The 17,404-nt window shown below is 48.7% G+C and carries 16 protein-coding genes and 3 pseudogenes; 12 read left to right on the forward strand and 7 right to left on the reverse strand.

Translation table 11 applies throughout. From position 1 onward, the window contains the following. Positions 1–13 precede the first annotated feature (13 nt). The 5 genes from EDM60_RS04900 (at position 14) to EDM60_RS04920 (ending at position 6,655) form a co-directional block, all read left to right on the forward strand. On the forward strand, positions 14–1,213 hold the full coding sequence (locus EDM60_RS04900; RefSeq protein WP_122962947.1) for an MFS transporter: 1,200 nt from the start codon (positions 14–16) through the stop codon (positions 1,211–1,213). A 451-nt stretch (positions 1,214–1,664) separates the two neighbouring features. Further along, positions 1,665–2,135: a PDDEXK family nuclease gene (locus EDM60_RS04905; protein WP_122962948.1), complete on the forward strand. Its 471-nt coding sequence runs from the start codon at positions 1,665–1,667 to the stop codon at positions 2,133–2,135. Positions 2,136–2,497: 362 nt separating this feature from the next. Then, positions 2,498–3,508, forward strand: coding sequence for an ATP-binding cassette domain-containing protein (locus tag EDM60_RS04910; RefSeq protein ID WP_063229218.1), 1,011 nt, complete (start codon positions 2,498–2,500; stop codon positions 3,506–3,508). Then, positions 3,505–4,320 carry an ABC transporter permease gene (locus tag EDM60_RS04915; protein ID WP_122962949.1) on the forward strand — a complete coding sequence of 272 codons (816 nt, stop codon included), beginning with the start codon at positions 3,505–3,507 and terminating at the stop codon, positions 4,318–4,320. Before EDM60_RS04910 ends, EDM60_RS04915 begins: the two co-directional genes overlap by 4 nt. Positions 4,321–4,516: 196 nt before the next feature. After that, positions 4,517–6,655 carry an AraC family transcriptional regulator gene (locus tag EDM60_RS04920; protein ID WP_122962950.1) on the forward strand — a complete coding sequence of 713 codons (2,139 nt, stop codon included), beginning with the start codon at positions 4,517–4,519 and terminating at the stop codon, positions 6,653–6,655. Positions 6,656–6,731: 76 nt separating this feature from the next. On the opposite strand, the gene EDM60_RS04925 is transcribed toward EDM60_RS04920, so the two are convergent. The 3 genes from EDM60_RS04925 to EDM60_RS04935 all read right to left on the reverse strand — a co-directional run bounded on the left by EDM60_RS04925 (position 6,732) and on the right by EDM60_RS04935 (position 8,820). Beyond that, positions 6,732–7,259, reverse strand: a complete 528-nt coding sequence (locus EDM60_RS04925) for a hypothetical protein (protein ID WP_122962951.1) — start codon at positions 7,257–7,259, stop codon at positions 6,732–6,734. Positions 7,260–7,439: 180 nt separating this feature from the next. Further along, the gene (locus EDM60_RS04930) at positions 7,440–8,345 is read right to left on the reverse strand and encodes an EamA family transporter (RefSeq protein WP_229049844.1); all 906 of its coding nucleotides are present in this window, start codon (positions 8,343–8,345) and stop codon (positions 7,440–7,442) included. 22 nt (positions 8,346–8,367) lie between these two features. Beyond that, positions 8,368–8,820, reverse strand: coding sequence for an Lrp/AsnC family transcriptional regulator (locus EDM60_RS04935; RefSeq protein ID WP_122962952.1), 453 nt, complete (start codon positions 8,818–8,820; stop codon positions 8,368–8,370). A 122-nt stretch (positions 8,821–8,942) separates the two neighbouring features. Here EDM60_RS04935 and EDM60_RS04940 point away from each other — a divergent pair, with 122 nt between their 5' ends. Continuing rightward, positions 8,943–9,218 (forward strand): hypothetical protein, encoded by a 276-nt coding sequence (locus EDM60_RS04940; RefSeq protein ID WP_122962953.1) that lies wholly within the window; start codon positions 8,943–8,945, stop codon positions 9,216–9,218. Between the two features lie 271 nt (positions 9,219–9,489). Here the strand turns inward: EDM60_RS04940 and EDM60_RS04945 are convergent, their stop codons facing one another. The 4 genes and pseudogenes from EDM60_RS04945 to EDM60_RS04960 all read right to left on the reverse strand — a co-directional run bounded on the left by EDM60_RS04945 (position 9,490) and on the right by EDM60_RS04960 (position 12,248). Then, the gene (locus EDM60_RS04945; RefSeq protein ID WP_063229227.1) at positions 9,490–9,906 is read right to left on the reverse strand and encodes a hypothetical protein; all 417 of its coding nucleotides are present in this window, start codon (positions 9,904–9,906) and stop codon (positions 9,490–9,492) included. Between the two features lie 125 nt (positions 9,907–10,031). Further along, complete coding sequence (locus EDM60_RS04950; protein WP_141254099.1) at positions 10,032–11,012, reverse strand: hypothetical protein; 981 nt, start codon at positions 11,010–11,012, stop codon at positions 10,032–10,034. A gap of 135 nt (positions 11,013–11,147) precedes the next feature. After that, a pseudogene (locus EDM60_RS04955) lies at positions 11,148–11,466 on the reverse strand (hypothetical protein); the annotation flags it as partial. Between the two features lie 251 nt (positions 11,467–11,717). Continuing rightward, entirely contained in the window at positions 11,718–12,248 is a 531-nt protein-coding gene (locus tag EDM60_RS04960; protein ID WP_063229229.1) for an ECF transporter S component, read from the reverse strand. Positions 12,249–12,458: 210 nt separating this feature from the next. Here EDM60_RS04960 and EDM60_RS04965 point away from each other — a divergent pair, with 210 nt between their 5' ends. From EDM60_RS04965 to tyrS, 6 genes and pseudogenes are all read left to right on the forward strand, one after another. Beyond that, positions 12,459–13,301, forward strand: a complete 843-nt coding sequence (locus EDM60_RS04965; protein ID WP_122962955.1) for an AraC family transcriptional regulator — start codon at positions 12,459–12,461, stop codon at positions 13,299–13,301. 288 nt (positions 13,302–13,589) lie between these two features. Further along, positions 13,590–14,897 carry an NtaA/DmoA family FMN-dependent monooxygenase gene (locus tag EDM60_RS04970; protein ID WP_122962956.1) on the forward strand — a complete coding sequence of 436 codons (1,308 nt, stop codon included), beginning with the start codon at positions 13,590–13,592 and terminating at the stop codon, positions 14,895–14,897. 87 nt (positions 14,898–14,984) lie between these two features. Beyond that, positions 14,985–15,146: pseudogene (locus tag EDM60_RS04975) on the forward strand (TetR/AcrR family transcriptional regulator); the annotation flags it as partial. A gap of 27 nt (positions 15,147–15,173) precedes the next feature. Then, entirely contained in the window at positions 15,174–15,542 is a 369-nt protein-coding gene (locus EDM60_RS04980; RefSeq protein ID WP_122962957.1) for a DUF4180 domain-containing protein, read from the forward strand. Positions 15,543–15,580: 38 nt separating this feature from the next. Further along, positions 15,581–15,685: pseudogene (locus EDM60_RS04985) on the forward strand (formylglycine-generating enzyme family protein); the annotation flags it as partial. 382 nt (positions 15,686–16,067) lie between these two features. Next, positions 16,068–17,327: a tyrosine--tRNA ligase gene (gene tyrS / locus EDM60_RS04995; protein ID WP_122963254.1), complete on the forward strand. Its 1,260-nt coding sequence runs from the start codon at positions 16,068–16,070 to the stop codon at positions 17,325–17,327. Positions 17,328–17,404: the final 77 nt, after the last annotated feature.

Here is a 17,404-nt window from a genome sequence, read left to right on the forward strand (position 1 = left end):
GGAGATTCAATGAATGGCGAAACAACATAAGCGACTGATTTTCAATTTGTTTTTATTAACTTTCGTCTTGGGAACGAGTGAATTTGTGATTGTCGGGTTGCTCAATGAAGTGTCAGCAGATTTGAAAATAGCGATATCAACGGCGGGTTCGCTTGTATCGGTTTTTGCCATCACGTTTGCCATAAGCACGCCGATCTTGACGGCTGTTTTAAGCCGATTTTCCAAGTATCCGCTGATGCTTGCCCTGATCGGGGTGTTTATTGTCGCAAATGTCATTACGGCTTTATCGGGATCGTTTGCACTGCTTGTTGCCAGCAGAATCGTCACGGCCGTAGTTACCGGGGTACTGATCGCACTTGCAATGAGTGTGGCGAATGAAACGATGCCTGCCGACAAGCGGGGGCCAGCTATATCGATTATTTTTGCGGGGTTTACGATAGCAAGCGTAGTCGGGGTGCCGATCGGAACGTATATCGGGCAATGGAGCGGCTGGCAAATGGCTTTTTGGTTTACCAGCGTATTGGGTATCGTATCCTTAATCGTAAGCGCTGTGACCATTCCCAAACAGCTGAGGGGAACAAAGAGTTCCTTGCAAAAACAAATGGGTCTCATAACCAATCCGCGTATTGTCATCGGCTTTTTTATTCCCGCATTAAGTATTGGGGCTACCTATACGGTATATACGTATTTGGCTCCTTTGCTGCAAGAAGTGCTATTCGTGCCTGAGCGTTACATCGGCGTCATTTTTTTGCTGTACGGTGTTGTTTCCGTTTTTAGCACGCTCATTGGCGGGAAGCTGGCGATCCGTAACGGGATTGGCAAGTTGAGGTATGTGTTTCTGATTCAAGCTGCTATCCTTGCTTCGTTGTACTTTTCTTCCCATTCGATTGTCGCAGCCTTGATTAGTATCGCACTCATTGCTCTTGTTGTTTACATGATGAACTCGACCATGCAATTGTATTTCATTGATGTAGCACATAAGTATTATCCGGCAGCGAAGGAGTTGGCTTCGTCGTTGGCTCCTGTATCTATAAACGTCGGAATCGCATTTGGAGCGGCTCTCGGGGGAATCGTCACGGTGAACAGGGAACTTATCGACGTATCCTGGGCAGGCGGGATCGTTGCGGTGGCTGCATCATTGTTGACCTTTGTCAGTTATCAGCTGGACCGTAAAGCCAGCCGCTACCGCAGTCACATGAAAGAAACGCTTTGATGGATCTTGCAAAAACGGCAGAAGTGCCGTTTTTTTGTTGGATATGACGGCTTCCGCGAATGATCTGCGAACAATGTTTTAACCAAACGATTTTCCGTGCCAGGCACTAAAGTCGGCAGCCTAGCTGACTATACTAGGTTATGCTACTATGAGGAAAACTTTTGATAGATTCTCCTGTGTAAAAGTGTGGCCGATCCTCACTTTGCCTGATCGCACTACTTGCTAGACGGACATCACAAAATGTTTGCGGCTGCTCATGCCAAAATGCCCGTCTCCATGTTGTCTTTCCTATCAATTGATGAGTCATTTGCCAGCCGGGCGCAGATCGATAAACTTATCCAAGCATTGAGATGATAAAATGTTTTTTGACTGGAAAAAGCAGATTGGCTGACGGGTGATTTTGGAGAGATGAGGAACGAAATAACGTTAGGATCGGGAGGCACAACAGAAAATGCAAAGCGTTGACAAGAGCAGCAATCACTCGAAAATTACGGGGGATTTTGCCGAACATTTAATTATGTACTGGTTGTCTCGACATGGATTCGAGTGTGTGCATGTCACTCATACGGGAATTGACATCATTGCAACGAGGAAGTCAACAGGTGAACGGTTGGGCATATCCGTTAAATCGCGAAGCAGGGCAGCGGGGCAAATTGATAACGCACTGACAATTACCAGACCGAGTGATGAATTTCGAAAAGTAGACGAGGCGTGCGGGCATTTTGCTTGCAAACCTTACTTTGCGATTGTTATTGATCAGGAGAATGTCATTAACGCTTATATAACTTCGAAGGAAAACATCATTAACATGTTTGGGCACAGCAGTGCATCAAGTCAAAATTGGAATTATAAGAAGCTTGAAAATGATCGTAATACTGTTTTGTTTTCCCTTGAATACGGCAAGCAGCGGTGGTTTCAGTAATATCACCGCCATTGCTACATTGATTATACTGCCAATGGTGCTCGTGCGCTCCCGCTTACGTGCGCCAGCATATAAAAGGCACGAAAAACGGCTGAGATGCCGTTTTTTTGTTGGAGTTAAAAGCGGATTGTTGTAGCTAACCAAGAACATTCCACATTGTCTCTGGACAATCATTCTCTTTTTATGTCACGGCAAAACACTTCCCTCTCCTCCTCCAGACTGACCTCCACCCCCTTCCCATGTACGTGTAACAACCGGACAAAAAGCCCTAAAATAAAAAAACGACAACCAGTTTACATTCAGTTTAAATCCGCACGGTATTGTTGCGATATCAAATAAACAGTGGGTAAGGAGATGCCAGAATGAACAAGAAGTACAGCAATGAATGGGCAGTCGAAGCCCGTGGGCTTGTCAAAGTGTTCGGAGACAATCGCGCTGTAGATGGTGTGGATTTGAACGTGCGCGCAGGCTCGATTTACGGCGTGCTTGGTCCAAATGGGGCGGGCAAGACTACGACGATTCGCATGTTGGCGACTTTGCTCCGGGCGGATGGCGGAGAGGCGCGCATTTTCGGGCACGATGTGACGAAAGAGGCGCATGTCGTGCGGCAGTTGATCGGGGTAACGGGGCAATACGCTTCGGTCGATGAATCGTTAAGCGCCACAGAGAACCTGATTATTTTCTCTCGTTTGCTCGGCTTGGGGCGCGCCGAGGCGAAACGAAAAGCTGCTGAGCTGCTGGAAGAGTTTGGTCTGACGGAGGCTGCCAAACGTCCATTGAAGCACTTTTCCGGGGGGATGCGCCGTCGGCTGGATTTGGCTGCCAGTCTCATCGCGCAGCCACCGCTCATTTTCCTGGACGAACCGACGACCGGGCTGGACCCGCGAACGCGTTCGCAAATGTGGGATACGATTCGCCGCCTGGTAGAAACAGGGTCGACAGTTTTGCTCACCACGCAATATCTCGATGAAGCAGACCAACTGGCCGACCGAATCGCGGTGATCGACCGTGGGCGGGTCGTGGCAGAAGGTACGGTGGATGAGTTGAAAGCATCTGTCGGGAACTCCGCCTTGCATCTGCGAGTCCAAAATGTGCAGGACATTGCCAATGCCCGTGAAATGGTGGAGCAAGTGCTCGGAGTTCGTTCCAGCATAACGGCAGAAGCAGGCAAGATTACGGCGCCAATGGCGAGCGCCGACCAGGTCACCGATTTGCTGATCGCTCTGCGGACGAGAGGCATTCACCTGACGGAGATCAGCGTGCAAAAGCCGACGCTAGACGAAGTCTTTTTAACGATTACGGGGCACGGTGCCAGCGAAAATGCACAGCAAGCCTCAGAACAACCGAACAGAACGGAGGAAGCCACTGTATGAAAAGCGCAGCATTGACGCAAGAGCTTGATCGTTCGTTGAAAAACCGCGCCAGTTTCGCTCAGGCGCTCCGCCATTCGTTGACGATGGCCTACCGGGGGCTGCTGAAAATCCGGCGCACTCCCGAGCAGTTGTTTGATGTCACGATTCAGCCGATCCTGTTTACTCTGATGTTCACGTATATTTTTGGCGGCGCGATTTCAGGAAACGTGGAAAATTACTTGCCGATCATCATTCCTGGCATTCTCGTGCAGACCGTTATCTCGACGTCCATCGTGACGGGCGTCCAGCTCCGCGAAGATATGGACAAAGGAGTTTTCGACCGTTTCAAGTCGCTGCCGATTGCCCGGATCGCGCCTTTGGCCGGGGCTTTGCTTGCCGATACGATACGCTATACGATTGCGACCGTGCTTACTTTTGCGATGGGGTATATCATGGGCTACCAGCCTGAGGGCGGACTGGGATTCGTCGCGATTGCGGGGATTCTTGTCATTGCTTGCTCGTGGGCGGTCAGTTGGATTTTCGCCTTTTTCGGCGTCATTGCGAGGACGGCGGCAAGCGTGCAAGGGATTTCCATGCTGGTGCTGTTTCCGCTGACTTTTCTCTCCAACGCATTTGTACCAGTCGAAACGATGCCGAGATGGCTCCAGTGGTTCGTCCAACTCAACCCGATTTCCCATCTGGTGAGCGCGGTTCGCGAATTGGTCAATAGCGGCACGATTGGTACGGAGTTCGCTCTGTCGCTCGCGAGCGCTGCCGTTATCGTGGCTATTTTCGCTCCGCTGACGGTGCGGGCTTACATGCGGCGGACGTAGTGAATTTTGTAGGGACGGGAAGCGGGTCAACAAGGGATTGCAAGGCTTGCTCAGACTTAGACTCAGGCTCGGTGTAACTATCATTTGGCAATTGTACATTGTACGGTTCATCCAACTAACCAGAGACATAAACAACCGCTATATGCCGGAGCTGTCTGGCAGGTAGCGGTTGTTGTTGTTGGGAAGACAGTTTTTCATGACTATATGCATTTATAATGCCGTCAATCGCTGGTTCGACCACTCTTATGGGAGACGGATAAACAGCGAAAAAAGCTATGAGCACAGCAAAGCGATGGCTCCGGTTCGTTTTAGCCAGATTGCTGTTCTTGCTCTTCAACTGATAATTATTATCAATTATAATAAAGCAACCAAACAAAAAGGACTGGTCACATTGAAGCAAGAAAACACCCAAGCGCTGCTATGGAACCAGGCTGCCATTAAAATTTTGGACATCCGTCACACAGCGTTGGCACCGGGGGAAGGGTTTGGACCGTACAAGCTCCCGGCCAGCATGTTTCTTTTTTCCACGCGGGGCAACGCGCAGGTTTTGTTGGATGGGACGGCGTACATGGCAAAAGGGTTTCAGCTCATGCACAGCGGAAAAGGAGCCACGCTCCAGATTGTGCCTGCGGGTGAAGCGTTTGAATACTACTCGATTTTTTACAAAGCAACGATTCCGGCACCCGCAAGCCAGAGTTTGCTTGAATTGTTAAAGCGCAGCAACCCGTTTTTGGCGCAATACAGCCTGATCCCGAGCAGCCCGGTTTTGCTTTTTCACCACTTGCAACAAATGCACGAGCAATGGCAGGGCACAGAGTCGCTGAGGCGGTTTCAGATCAAAGCTCTTTTCTACCAATTTGTTTATCAGGTGCTGGCAGAGTTGGAGCGGGAGGGCAGCGAAGTGACCTATCCCGATTTGACGGCACAAATCATGCTGTACATGGAAAAAAATTATGCGGAGCCGATCACGCTGGAGTCTTTGGCGGAGATGTTTCGTTACAGTGCGTACCATTTATCCGCGACATTCAAGCAAAGCACAGGCTACAGTCCGATCGATTATTTGATTCGCATTCGCCTTGAAAAAGCGGCGAGCCTGCTGACGGAGACGGACGCTTCGCTGCGGACGATTTCGGCAGGTGTCGGGTACAAAGATGTGTATTATTTCAGCCGCTTGTTCAAGAAAAAGCTGGGCGTGTCGCCTGCCGAGTATCGGAGAAGGAATTGGCAACAGAGCAAAGTTGCAGATAGTCCGGCAAAATTCCCTACATATTCTATTGTGGAACGGATGCTGAATCGGTACATTGATAGTGATAATTATTATCAATATACAAAAAAAGGGGATTTTCCGATGAGCAGAGGTTCACGAGCGTCACTGGCGGCAACTGCGCTGTTGTGCATCATGCTGTTGCTGAGTGCTTGCTCTGGCGCGACCAGTACGAGTAATGGGGCAGCAGCCCCGGCACAAGGGGATGCGAATAACGTGGCAAAAGTAGAGACGATCACCTACAAGACGACAAGCGGAGAGGTGACGATTCCGAAAAATCCGAAGCGGGTTATCATTTTGGCAGACAGTTACGTAGGCTATTTCCTCGCTTTGGGCATCAAGCCTGTAGGGTTGTCGGAGTTTGCCCTGAATCATCCTTTTTACGCCGGAAAAGTGGACGGGATTGAAAATATCGGGGGCTATGGCGATGACAGCAACTCGCTGGAAAAGCTGTTGGAGCTGAAGCCTGACGTCATTATCGCCTTGGACAACGCGAAAAACCTGGAGAACATCCAAAAAATAGCGCCGACTGTCGCGATCAAATACGGGGAAAAAAATTTGCGGGAGCAGCTTCGGGCTTTTGGCAAAGCGTTTGGGAGGGAGCAGGAAGCAGAAGCGTGGATTGCGAACTGGGATAGCAAAGTGGCGAAGTATAAGCCAGCCGTGCACGAGGTCGTGGGTGACAAAAAAGTGGCGATTTTAGGGGGAGACATGAAATCGCTTGGTGCGTTCGGAGATTTTTACGGACGAGGCGGAGAGATTTTATATCGCGAGTTTGGGTTGAAAGCGCCGGAGATCATCCAGAAAGCAACGATGGACATCGGCAAAGGCTACGTTGCGCTTTCGCATGAAAAACTGCCGGAATATGCGGGAGATTTTTTGTTTATCGAGGATTCGCTGGAGAAGGAGATAAGCAAGAACGAGTTGTGGCAACAGCTTGATGCCGTCAAAAACAAGCGCGTGTATACGATTGATTCGAATACATTTTATTTCAATGATCCGCTGTCGTTGGAAAAGCAGTTTGATTATATTGCGGGGAAATTGCTTGGTGAGGAAACGATCAGTAAGTAGTAAAAGTTGAGAGATACGCGAAACCAAAAGCAGCCCTCCTTGTATTCGACTGGCAGAGGGCTGCTTTTGCTACTTTTTAAATGATGGTAGGCTGGATACCCATCTGAACTTGAATCCCTTTAAACCATACTAAGTAGTTCTGCATCTCTTCATCAGTGAAAATAGTGCCGGGGGCTGTAGCTACTCTTGGCAGTTTCCTTAGATCGATTCCTTTCCCAATGAAGTAATTTTCGTTGGGATTAATTTCAAGGTTGGTGACATTACCGTATTTTACAAGCAAGAGGGCATCTTCCACTCTGAGATCATACCACTTCCCAAACCCCTCTTGAAACCGATACCCTGCCGCTGGCGGCGACCCTGTAGCTGTCTTTTTGTCCTTGATAAAGCTATCTTCAATTCGGCCAATGACATGGAAAGAACTCTTTTTAAGCAACATCGCTATGAGACGGATGAAGCTTGGATTTATGCGGCTTAACTCGATTGTATTTCTGGAGATGCAATCTTCAAATACATTTCTGGTCAATGACTCCAGTTGTTCCTCCAGTCCCTCTTGTTCAATAAGGTCGAAAATTTTAGTTTGAAGTCCCTGGTTCTCTTTGTCCAAATGATTCGCCCCTCTGCTTTTTTCTAAGCAAACATGACTTGTTTTTGCTTTATTATAAAAATTGGATTATGAGGGTAATTTCACCTTTTTCTCAAACTAATAGTTACACGCCCTCCCCTTCCCCTCTCACCACTTCTTTCCGCTCGATGGCTTTCCTCTGCCCGCCAAAAACCGTAATCATCATGACCGCGACAACGATAATGATAGCGGCGGCCCAGGCGTGGGGAGAGAGTCGCTCGTTTGCGAGAAACCACCCAAAAATACGGCGACGATCGGATTGACGAAAGCATATGTCGATACCCAGGCGGGGTCAGCATTTTTCAACAGCCAAATGTACGCTGTGTAGCTGATGATCGAGCCGAACACGATCAGATAGCCCAAGGCGAGAGCGGAGCGGACAGATAGCTCAGACAGGTGCAGCTTCGTCCAATCGTCGAGGAAAAATGAAACAAAGATCAGCAAAGCGCCGCCTACCATCATTTGCGCCGCTGTCGATTGCAGGGGAGACGCGGGGAGTTTTGCCCTGCGAGAATACAAAGATCCGATTGACCAAGAAACCGAAGCGATCAAGAGGGCGATCATGCCGATTGTGTCCATGCTTTGGCTGTTCGCTCCGCCTGTGTTCAGGACGAGCACGGCAATGCCGGAAAAGCCGAGCAGTACGCCAGCGAGGACGCCGAGCGCAGGTCTTTTTTTGTTGCCGCCAAGCCAGTTGAAAGCAAGAATCCATAAAGGAACAGTTGCTACCAGCAGGGAGGCGATGGCTGACGGGACTTTTTGTTCCGCCCAGGCGACCAGCCCGTTCCCGCCCAAGAGCAAGAGAGCGCCCACGATTCTTGCGCCTTTCCATTCGGCAACGCTCGGATGCTGCTCACCCTTTAACCGCGCAAGCACATAGAGGACAGTTCCAGCCACAAAAAACCGAATGCCTGCCATGATAAAAGGCGGGATGGTTTCAATCGCAACCTTCATCCCGAGATACGTTCCTCCCCAAAAAATGTACACGGAGAGTAAAGCGATTACAACGAGAGTGATATTTGAATTTTCTGACTCGCCGATTTGCATTGCTTTTTTCCCTTGCATCATCCAGGGTCGCCTCTCTTCTTTCTCAATTCTCCTTCATCCCGTTTTCGTAAAGGGTAGATAAAACAAACGTCGTCGAAGTCTCCTGAACGTCAGGGAATTTGACCATTTCATCGATCAGATTCGTAATATCCTCAGGGGAGGATACCCGCACTTTGAGCATCATGCACCATTCCCCAGCCAGGCGTTGGCATTCGAGAATCGTTGCGCCCGGAACGTGCAAATCGACAATCTTGCCTGCGATTTCTTTGAAGTTTTGGCATTTCATTTTGATAAAGATCAGCACTTTCAGTTTTTGCTCCAGCTTGCTCCAATCGACAATGCAGCGGTAACCTTTGATGATGTTGCTCTTTTCCAGCTTTGCCACCCGCTGATGAACGGCAGGGCGGGATATGTGCAAAAGTTTGCTTAGTTCTTCGTGCGAGAGTCTCCCTTTTTCCTCAAGGAGTTGCAAAATTTTGATATCGATATCGTCCATGGCGTACCTCCTGCAGAATCTTTTCGAATGTTTTACGCATAATCGCGACTCTTTTCTATAATCGCATTGTAGTAATGATTATCAGCTATGATTGTTTGGTTGGATAAAAGGGGCGTGAACGCATGGACAAGCTGTATGGTGGGCAGAGAATGCTTCGAGGGGCGCTCCACAATGCGTTGTGGATGTGGGAAAATGCGACCATTATGATTGCCGATATCCCGCATCGGCTGCTGCGACCGGACGAGTCAATTCGCCACTATCAGATGCTTGCCAACATGTTTATGTTCGCGGAGCGATCACAAGTGTATTTGGATGATGCACAGTATCAAACGGAACGGTTTGGCGTTTTTCATGAAGGGAAGGGAACGCTGCTCTCCATCCCTCCTAAGTATCTTTGAAGTGGAGACGTTTAAAATCTTCACTAAATTTCGTCATAGAAAAACTGCACTTCCAACTGTTGGAGGGCCCAACAAATGTGGTGCAGTTCAAACCTGGTCTGTGGAGGAATTTAAAAGTCATCAAAAAACAACGTGTTATAGCTAATAGCAGCATGTGAAACTGACATGACCTATGCAACCAATTGCTAGCCCTTCGGACGAAGGAGGCACATGATCGAAAGTGCCCCCTCCTTCGTCCGAAGATGGTACTTAAAAGGGAGCACTTTAAAAATTATTCACTCGATTCATCTTGATCGGGGATAAATCGCTTTAAGCAGTTGATAAGCGATTCAAAGTTCTCTATATAATGATCGCAGTATTTGGACCAGACTACGGATTTCCCTTCTAGCAATGTAAAGAAATCCAAGACGGGGATCGGGCGATTGATTCCAATTTCTGCACCTAACAGACTCAATCTGGATAACAATTCAATTTCCGTCCACTCCCATTTGAGTTCACCTAACACAATAGTAGCTGCGGACAGATCGATATCTTGAGGAATGGAGCATGCGTCTTCGGGAAACACATTTTCATCCAGGTAATGTTGATAGTTATGGTGAAAGAACTTGGCTGACTGTTCGTCAATGTCTTTGTAGAGCTTTTCGAGATGGATGGAATTCTGATTCGAATGAAGGTCATCCTGATTCATGAAATTATCACCTAGCTATGTTCGAAATAGGAGGTTAAAAAATGAAGCAACTGTTTTTTAGTGAAATATCGGAAACGACATATACATTTATAGCTTATATGTCGTTTCCAGTCCCAGACTAATTATTAATCAAGTGGATCGTAGGGGAAGAAATGGTGACCAGGCAATTTATTTCGACGAGCTTCATCAGTGGTCATATGATAATGAGGTAAATTGGCGAGATATCCCAATGTAATGTGACCGCCTTCATCATAATACCAATAGTTTGTTTGCTTTACTACTTTTTTTGCACTCTCTTTACTTACACTAAATGTATCCAAACCATTTCGAGCCCGACTTTGCGCTTCAGATAAACTAATCGACCGTCCAATAAAAATACCGCCCCATCCACCAGTGGATAGCCAAGCTTCGAAGTGTTTTTTTCCTTTCTTAATTTCTTTTCTGGTTGCAATGCTTAATGAAACAGCTCCGGTGACTTTACTAATAGCGTTTCTTAGGGAAACTGATTTTAAATAGTTTGTAATTTCATCTAAATTTGCAATGTAGTTGTCAAGATTCGGGTTAAGGATCACAGCCCCTGCAAGGAGAGCAACAAAATCTCCAATAGGAATAGGACCATCAAGAGATGCGATAGCACCTAAAGTTGCGAGTCTAGCAATTAGTTGATCTTTAGTCCAATTCACGCCGTAACCTTTTAATAGATTTAAGGCTACATCATAAGAGGCAGACGAAGCTAATCTATTAGTAAGGACTTTCTTTTCAGGAAAATATCCGTGTTCTTTATAAAAGTCAAAGTAAGTATCAAAGTAACTTTGCGCTTCAACGTCGATACTATGAAACTCTTCAATTAATTCCTCATTTATTTCTATCTCGTTAGATTCAAAATAAACTTCTTGTTCATTACCAATTTGCTCGAACTGAACGTTGTTTCTCTGCTTAAAAAGATCTGTTAGATTCTCCGTGTCACTTGTAATGCTAGTAGTTTGTTGACTTGAGTTTTCAGCTGCAGCTACATTTGTAACACTACCAAGCAATAATGCGACAGTTATTAGAAACTTTAAAAACACATTCATCTTCATAAAAAAGTTAATCATATATATTTTCAATATATGATTTTTAACCTCCCTTATATTGGTATTTTTGACCGGTCAATTAGGGATTATAGCAACTTGTTTAGTTTGTGTAAACATATTTTTACAATTAAGTTATTTTATATAAAATCTTTTGATTCAGACGGATTGTCAAGCCAAGTGCGACAGAGCTTCCATGAATGATTCGTGAGCCGTCTTCCAGCCCGGACATTTTCTTGGTCGGTTGTTAATGAGATACAAGGCTTGAGCAAGTTCTTCTTCAGAGACCTTGGCAAAGGCGAGTCTTACGCTCAGCGAACCTAGCGACGCATGCTTTACTTTTTCCCCGACTGGAAACAACCGTATCCAGTTCCCAGTGACCAAAACTAAGACGTTTTCTCACTTCTTTAGGGCGCTGCTGGATGGACTTCCCTACGTTGAATCGGCCACGTGTTTCAACAGGATCTCGGCGTTTGCTCTTATGACGCAAGACAGCCGTATTCCCTTTGCCGTACCATCGATGTCTCCGGCTCCAGCTCAGCCCATCCGGCTCCATCGTTACACATACGAGCACAAATTTATCGCCTTTGTCTGACCGAATCGTTCGAGAATTTCAGACACATCCTTGAAAAAAAATCGCCTAGGAATCAGAATCTCCTGGGCGATTTTTATAGTTACAGCTCTATTGGGGCATCACATGAATCGCTCTTTTGCAAGTTTTACGAGAAAGTGATTTTCTACTTACACCTGTCCCACAATCTTTTTCAACCGCCCTACGAGTGGCAGCACGATAATTCCGGCAACGATAACCTGGAGGAAGTTCCCAGGGATGGAGCCGAACGGCTGAATCCAGTTGCCATACAAAATCACTTCCACGAAGTAGTAGCCGACGATTTTAATAATCAGCGCGACGGCGATCGCCACACAGTAAGCCAGTGTGCGTTTGCCAGGCATTTTTTCCCCGATGAGGCCAGCGACATAACCCATGGCACCGACGATGATGAACGTAAAAGGCGCCCAGGCTGTCCAGCCGGAGATCAGGTCGAAGAGACCCATGCCGAAAGCTCCGGCAATCGCTCCCGTTTTTCTGCCGTACACAAAGGCAGCAATAAAAAGAGGCACGTTACCGAGGTGAATCAGGCCGCCGTTGCCCATGATCGGTAGGCGGATGTTGATGAACATGGTAGCTGCGAGGGTAAAAGCGATAAAAAGGGCATGAATCACAAGCATTTTTGTTTTCGAAGTAGATCTTGGTGAGTAAGTTGAATCCATATAACAGCCTCTTTCTTTTTTTCTATTATCATACCCGCAAACGGTTCCTAAATAAATATGCTTCCCGCGATTTATTTGGGCAGGGAGCGCCAGATGGTACGGCAAACCCGGGGATGGAGCGCATGCGATGTTCCTACGGCAAAATCAGGCCCGATCCTATGATAAAATAAGCAGGGGTACACGATATGGACAGAAAGCAGGTTTCCTTTCATGATGGATTTGGACAAGATAGCGGAAATATTCGCCGGCGGTTCCTATGAGATAGCCAATGTGCAGCGCTTGGTCATTCAGCCGAAAAGTATTTTGCGCGGTTTCAAGACTGTCCAATACGGATTTCTGTTTATTGTGCGTGGAGAGGCGAAGATGCATGTGAACGGAACCGCTTACGATTTGTTGCCGGGAACGGTCGTTCATGCTGCTCCAGGCATGCAAATGGACTCGCGGGTCATTGGTCAGTCAGAATTGGAGTATTTCATTGTCTTTTACAGGTGGAACAAACACGCAAATGACACAGCGGCTGTTGAACTGGATACTCACTTCAAGCTCGAATCCGGCGCGAATCCCCGGCTGCTTGAAGCGCTCATCATGATCCAGCAAAAAGCCCGCGCTACAGGCGGGATCGGGAAGCTGCATGTCAAAGAGCTGTTTTTAGGCATCATGCATCAAGTGCTGGTGGGCTGCAAGAGTCGGGAGGAAGGACGTTCTCCAGGCCAAAAAATAATCGAAGAAGCGATTGCGTACATTAGCGGGCACTACATGGAGCCGCTGACGCTCGGCGAATTGGCTGAGTTGCACGGTATGAGCCCCAAGCAATTTTCTTACTTTTTCCATAAATACACAGGATACCGCCCTATCGACTACGTGATTCATTACCGGATGGAGAGAGCGCGCGAGCTACTGAAAGCAGGCAGCTATCCGATCAGCGATATCGCCGTCAGTGTCGGGTATGCCAATCCGCTCTATTTCAGCAGGATGTTTAAAAAGAAATTCGGCGTGTCGCCTTCCGCGTACAGAGAGCAAGAAGAGAGTCATAAGGACGTCGGACAGTCATGACTGTGATTGCTGACTGCAAGAAACCGCAAGCTGCGAGCTGCAAACCGCCCACCAACTGCGCTGAAAACGCCGGGACGTTTTTCAAAGAAAAGCACTGGATTAGACAATCTTGCATATCGTTTTCGTGATTTGTGCATTTGCTTTTACTTCTGCCCTTGCTACACTATTTAACGATAATGATTATCATTGTTGGAAAAAGGCGCGTATTTGCGCTTTTGCCAACATGACGGAAGAGCGGGGCAAGTCCTAATCGCGAAACGAATCTCAATCCAGGAGAGGTGGATACGTATGGCTGAAAATAGACAATTGTGCATCGGACTGGCGATTAATACTACGTGGATGAAAGGGGCAGGCTGGCGGCGTCCTGACAGTGATATCGAGAAACTGGACACGATCGACTACTATATTGATTTGGCGAAAATGGCCGAGCAAGCCAAGCTCGATTTTTTGTTCAAAGCCGATTATTTATACGTCGGTCCGCAGATGCTGGGAGACGCCGTCAGCTTTGGCAGCGTTGATCCGACACTGATGTTCTCCGCTATTGCCCGGGAAACCGAGCGAATCGGGTTGGTGACGACGATCTCCACCACATTCAATCCGCCGTTCATCGTGGCGAGACAGCTTCAGTCGTTGCACTGGCTGAGCAACGGGCGAGCTGGCTGGAATATCGTCACATCGATTGAAGGGGCCGAGAACTTCGGCGATGCTCCGATGCCATCACCGCAAGAGCGCTATGCGAAAGCAAAAGAGTTTATCGAGGTCGTACGCAAGCTGTGGGATAGCTACCCGCGCGAAGCGATTGTCATGGATCGGGAGACAGGCATTTTTACCGATCGGGACAAGGTAACGCCGATCAACCATTCGGGCGAATTTTTCAGTGTCAAAGGGCCGCTGACGATGCCAGCCCATGCCTCCGGCTCGATTCCGTTTTTCCAGGCGGGTGCGTCGGATACGGGACGTGATTTTGCTTCTTCCGTCGCGGATGCGATTTTTGCAGCCATGCCGGATATTGAATCAGGAGTCGAACTGCGAAGCGACTTGCGCAAAAGGGCGGAGGAGCATGGACGTAATCCGGATGCAGTCAAAGTGCTGCCGGGCCTGTACTTTTTCTTGGGGGAGACGCGCGAGGAGGCAGAGGAATTGCATAAAGTGGCGCATGCCAATTTGAGCACGGAGCGCAGGCTGGCTTCGCTGAAATTCGTACTCGGAATGGAAGCAAGCCATCTGGCTCTGGATCAACGCATAACAGCTGACATGCTCCCTGATCCGAACCTGCCCGTCCGCAGCCGGACACATGCCGAGCTGTTGCGCCGATTTATCACGAAGTACGAGCCGACTTTGCAAGAAGTGCTGGCACGCCCTGAGGTAGTCGGATCGGCGCATTGGGTGTCTGTCGGAACTGTCGACGATGTACTGGCTGATATTATCGAGCGTTACGAGGCGGGAGCGATTGACGGGTTCATCGCTCTGCCGGGCGGATCGGAAAAATCGATGAACATCTTTTTCGAACAACTGATGCCCAAGCTGGTGGAAAAAGGCTTGTTCAAGCGGGAATACGCAGGCGCCACCTTGCGCGAGCATCTGGGAATCCAATAAAATCGTGCGTTGCCGGGAATGAACTGCTTTAGCCACCCTGCCCCGCCTCCTGTCCTTCTTTTTCCCTAAAAAATCAGTCTTTGCCAGCTGGCGGAAGAAGATGCTCAGGGGGCCGCTTATGGGCTGATGGCGATGGTAGTCGGGCTGAGCTTTTTTTGGGTGGCGGGGATTGTGCCGCCGCAGGGCGAAGACAATCGCTATATAGGCGAGCAGTATGTCCAAAGACTTTTCCAGGCCCATGCCAAATGAGTGGCTGATCAAACAGGGAGGTAGACGATGAACATTGCCAAGCACACCGTTAACGGAGTCAATATTGCTGTCGTAACAAGCGAGGAACACGTCATCGCCGATGTCCAGGCGGCACTGGATCTGATCGCGACGGCATGGTACGAAGCCGAATGCGACCGCATCGTCATTCATAAAACGATGCTTGCGGAGAGTTTTTTCGATCTGAAGACGCGACTGGCGGGCGACATTTTGCAAAAGTTCATCAATTACAAGGCAAAGCTGGCGATCGTGGGCGATTTTTCCGTGTATGCAAGCAAAAGCTTGAAAGACTTCATCTATGAGTCGAACAACGGCAACGACATCTTTTTCCTGCCGACTGAGCAGCAGGCGATCGAAAAGCTGAGCTTGGCTAAATAAAAGTGGAAAGCGGAGGGAACCAGATGACAGGCAGGCAGGCTTGGGCGGAAGCGGCTAGAGGTGTCGGCGCGACATGCCGCAGGCGCAGTCATCCGACGTTTCGCATCGATGATCTCGGCTTTCGGCTTGCCCGGGCGGTGTGAGGGCAAACGCCAGTTGACACCGATCTTCCAATTCACTATACTGTCTGTAATCTTATATGCGACATACGTTGAAAGAGCCCAGTAGCAGATTGGTCCCTGTCCCAGAAAGCCGGGGGATGATGAAACCCGGCACACACCAAGCAAGCGAATTACAACTCTGGAGTATCTCGGGTAATGCTGAGCGGAAGCGGCGAACGATATCTCGCCGAGAGTGGCATGAATGGCGCGCAAAAGGAAGGCGTGTGCGGCATTGGTGCAATCTGGGTGGTAACACGGTTATTCAATCGTCCCTATGTCTATATGACAAGGGGCGATTTTTTGTTGTCACGCACAACGTTGATCCGGTATAGGAGAACTACGAACCTGAGGGAGTGAATTGGCTGTGAACATTATTGATGAACTCGAATGGCGCGGCGCCATCAATCAACAAACAGATGCCGAGGGACTTCGCGAATTGACCGAGCAAAAATCGATCTCGCTCTACTGTGGCGTGGACCCGACAGGCGACAGCATGCATATCGGTCACTTGATCCCATTCATCATGCTGAAACGCTTCCAGTTGGCTGGTCACCGCCCGGTTATTTTGATCGGCGGCGCGACAGGAACGATCGGCGATCCGAGCGGCCGGCAATCGGAGCGCTCGCTGCAAACATTGGAGCAAGTGCAGGCGAATGTGGATGCGCTGACTGCGCAAATGAAAAAGCTGTTCATCACAGAAGGCGACAATCAAATCCGCCTGGTGAACAACTACGACTGGACGCATAAAATCAACGTCATCGAATTTTTGCGCGACTACGGGAAAAATTTCAGCATCAACGCGATGCTCGCCAAAGACGTGGTGGCAAGCCGACTGGACAGCGGGATTTCTTTTACCGAGTTCTCCTACCAAATCCTGCAATCGCTCGATTACTTGCACCTGTACAAACACGAAGACGTGCAGCTGCAAATCGGCGGTTCGGACCAATGGGGCAACATTACGAGCGGCCTCGATTTGATCCGCAAAAAAGAAGGGCCAGAAGCGAAAGCGTTTGGCTTGACCATTCCGCTGATGCTGAAAGCAGACGGCACGAAGTTCGGGAAAACGGCTGGCGGCGCTGTCTGGCTCGATCCGAACAAAACGACGCCATTCGAGTTTTACCAGTTCTGGGCGAATACCGATGACCGTGATGTTGTGAAATACTTGAACTACTTCACGTTCTTGTCCAAAGAGCAAATTGAGGAGCTGGCTGAAAAAGTCCAGACCGAACCGCATAAACGCGAAGCGCAAAAAATGCTCGCAGAAGAAATGACCCGATTCGTGCACGGGGAAGAGCTGCTGGAGCAGGCCAAACGCATTACAGCTGCCTTGTTCACGGGAGACATCAAGTCGTTGACGGCAGATGAAATCGAGCAAGGCTTCAAAGAAATGCCGACCTATGAAGCGACGAAAGAAGCGAAAAACATCGTGGATTGGCTGGTAGAGCTGGGCATCGAGCCATCCAAGCGCCAGGCGCGCGAGGACATTACCAAAGGCGCGATTTCCATGAACGGCGAAAAGGTGAGCGATCTGGAGCTGGAAGTAACGGCTGACCTCGCCATCGGCGGACGCTTCATCATCATCCGCAAAGGCAAGAAAAACTACAGCCTGGTTAAGCTGTCGTAACACAAGCAAATCGCACGAAAAAAGGAAAGCTTCCCTCCCGACTGGCGAGGGAAGCTTTTTTTAGGTTAGCTCTACAT

Origin of the sequence: Brevibacillus parabrevis, assembly GCF_003710905.1 — a bacterium.
Classification (GTDB): domain Bacteria; phylum Bacillota; class Bacilli; order Brevibacillales; family Brevibacillaceae; genus Brevibacillus; species Brevibacillus parabrevis.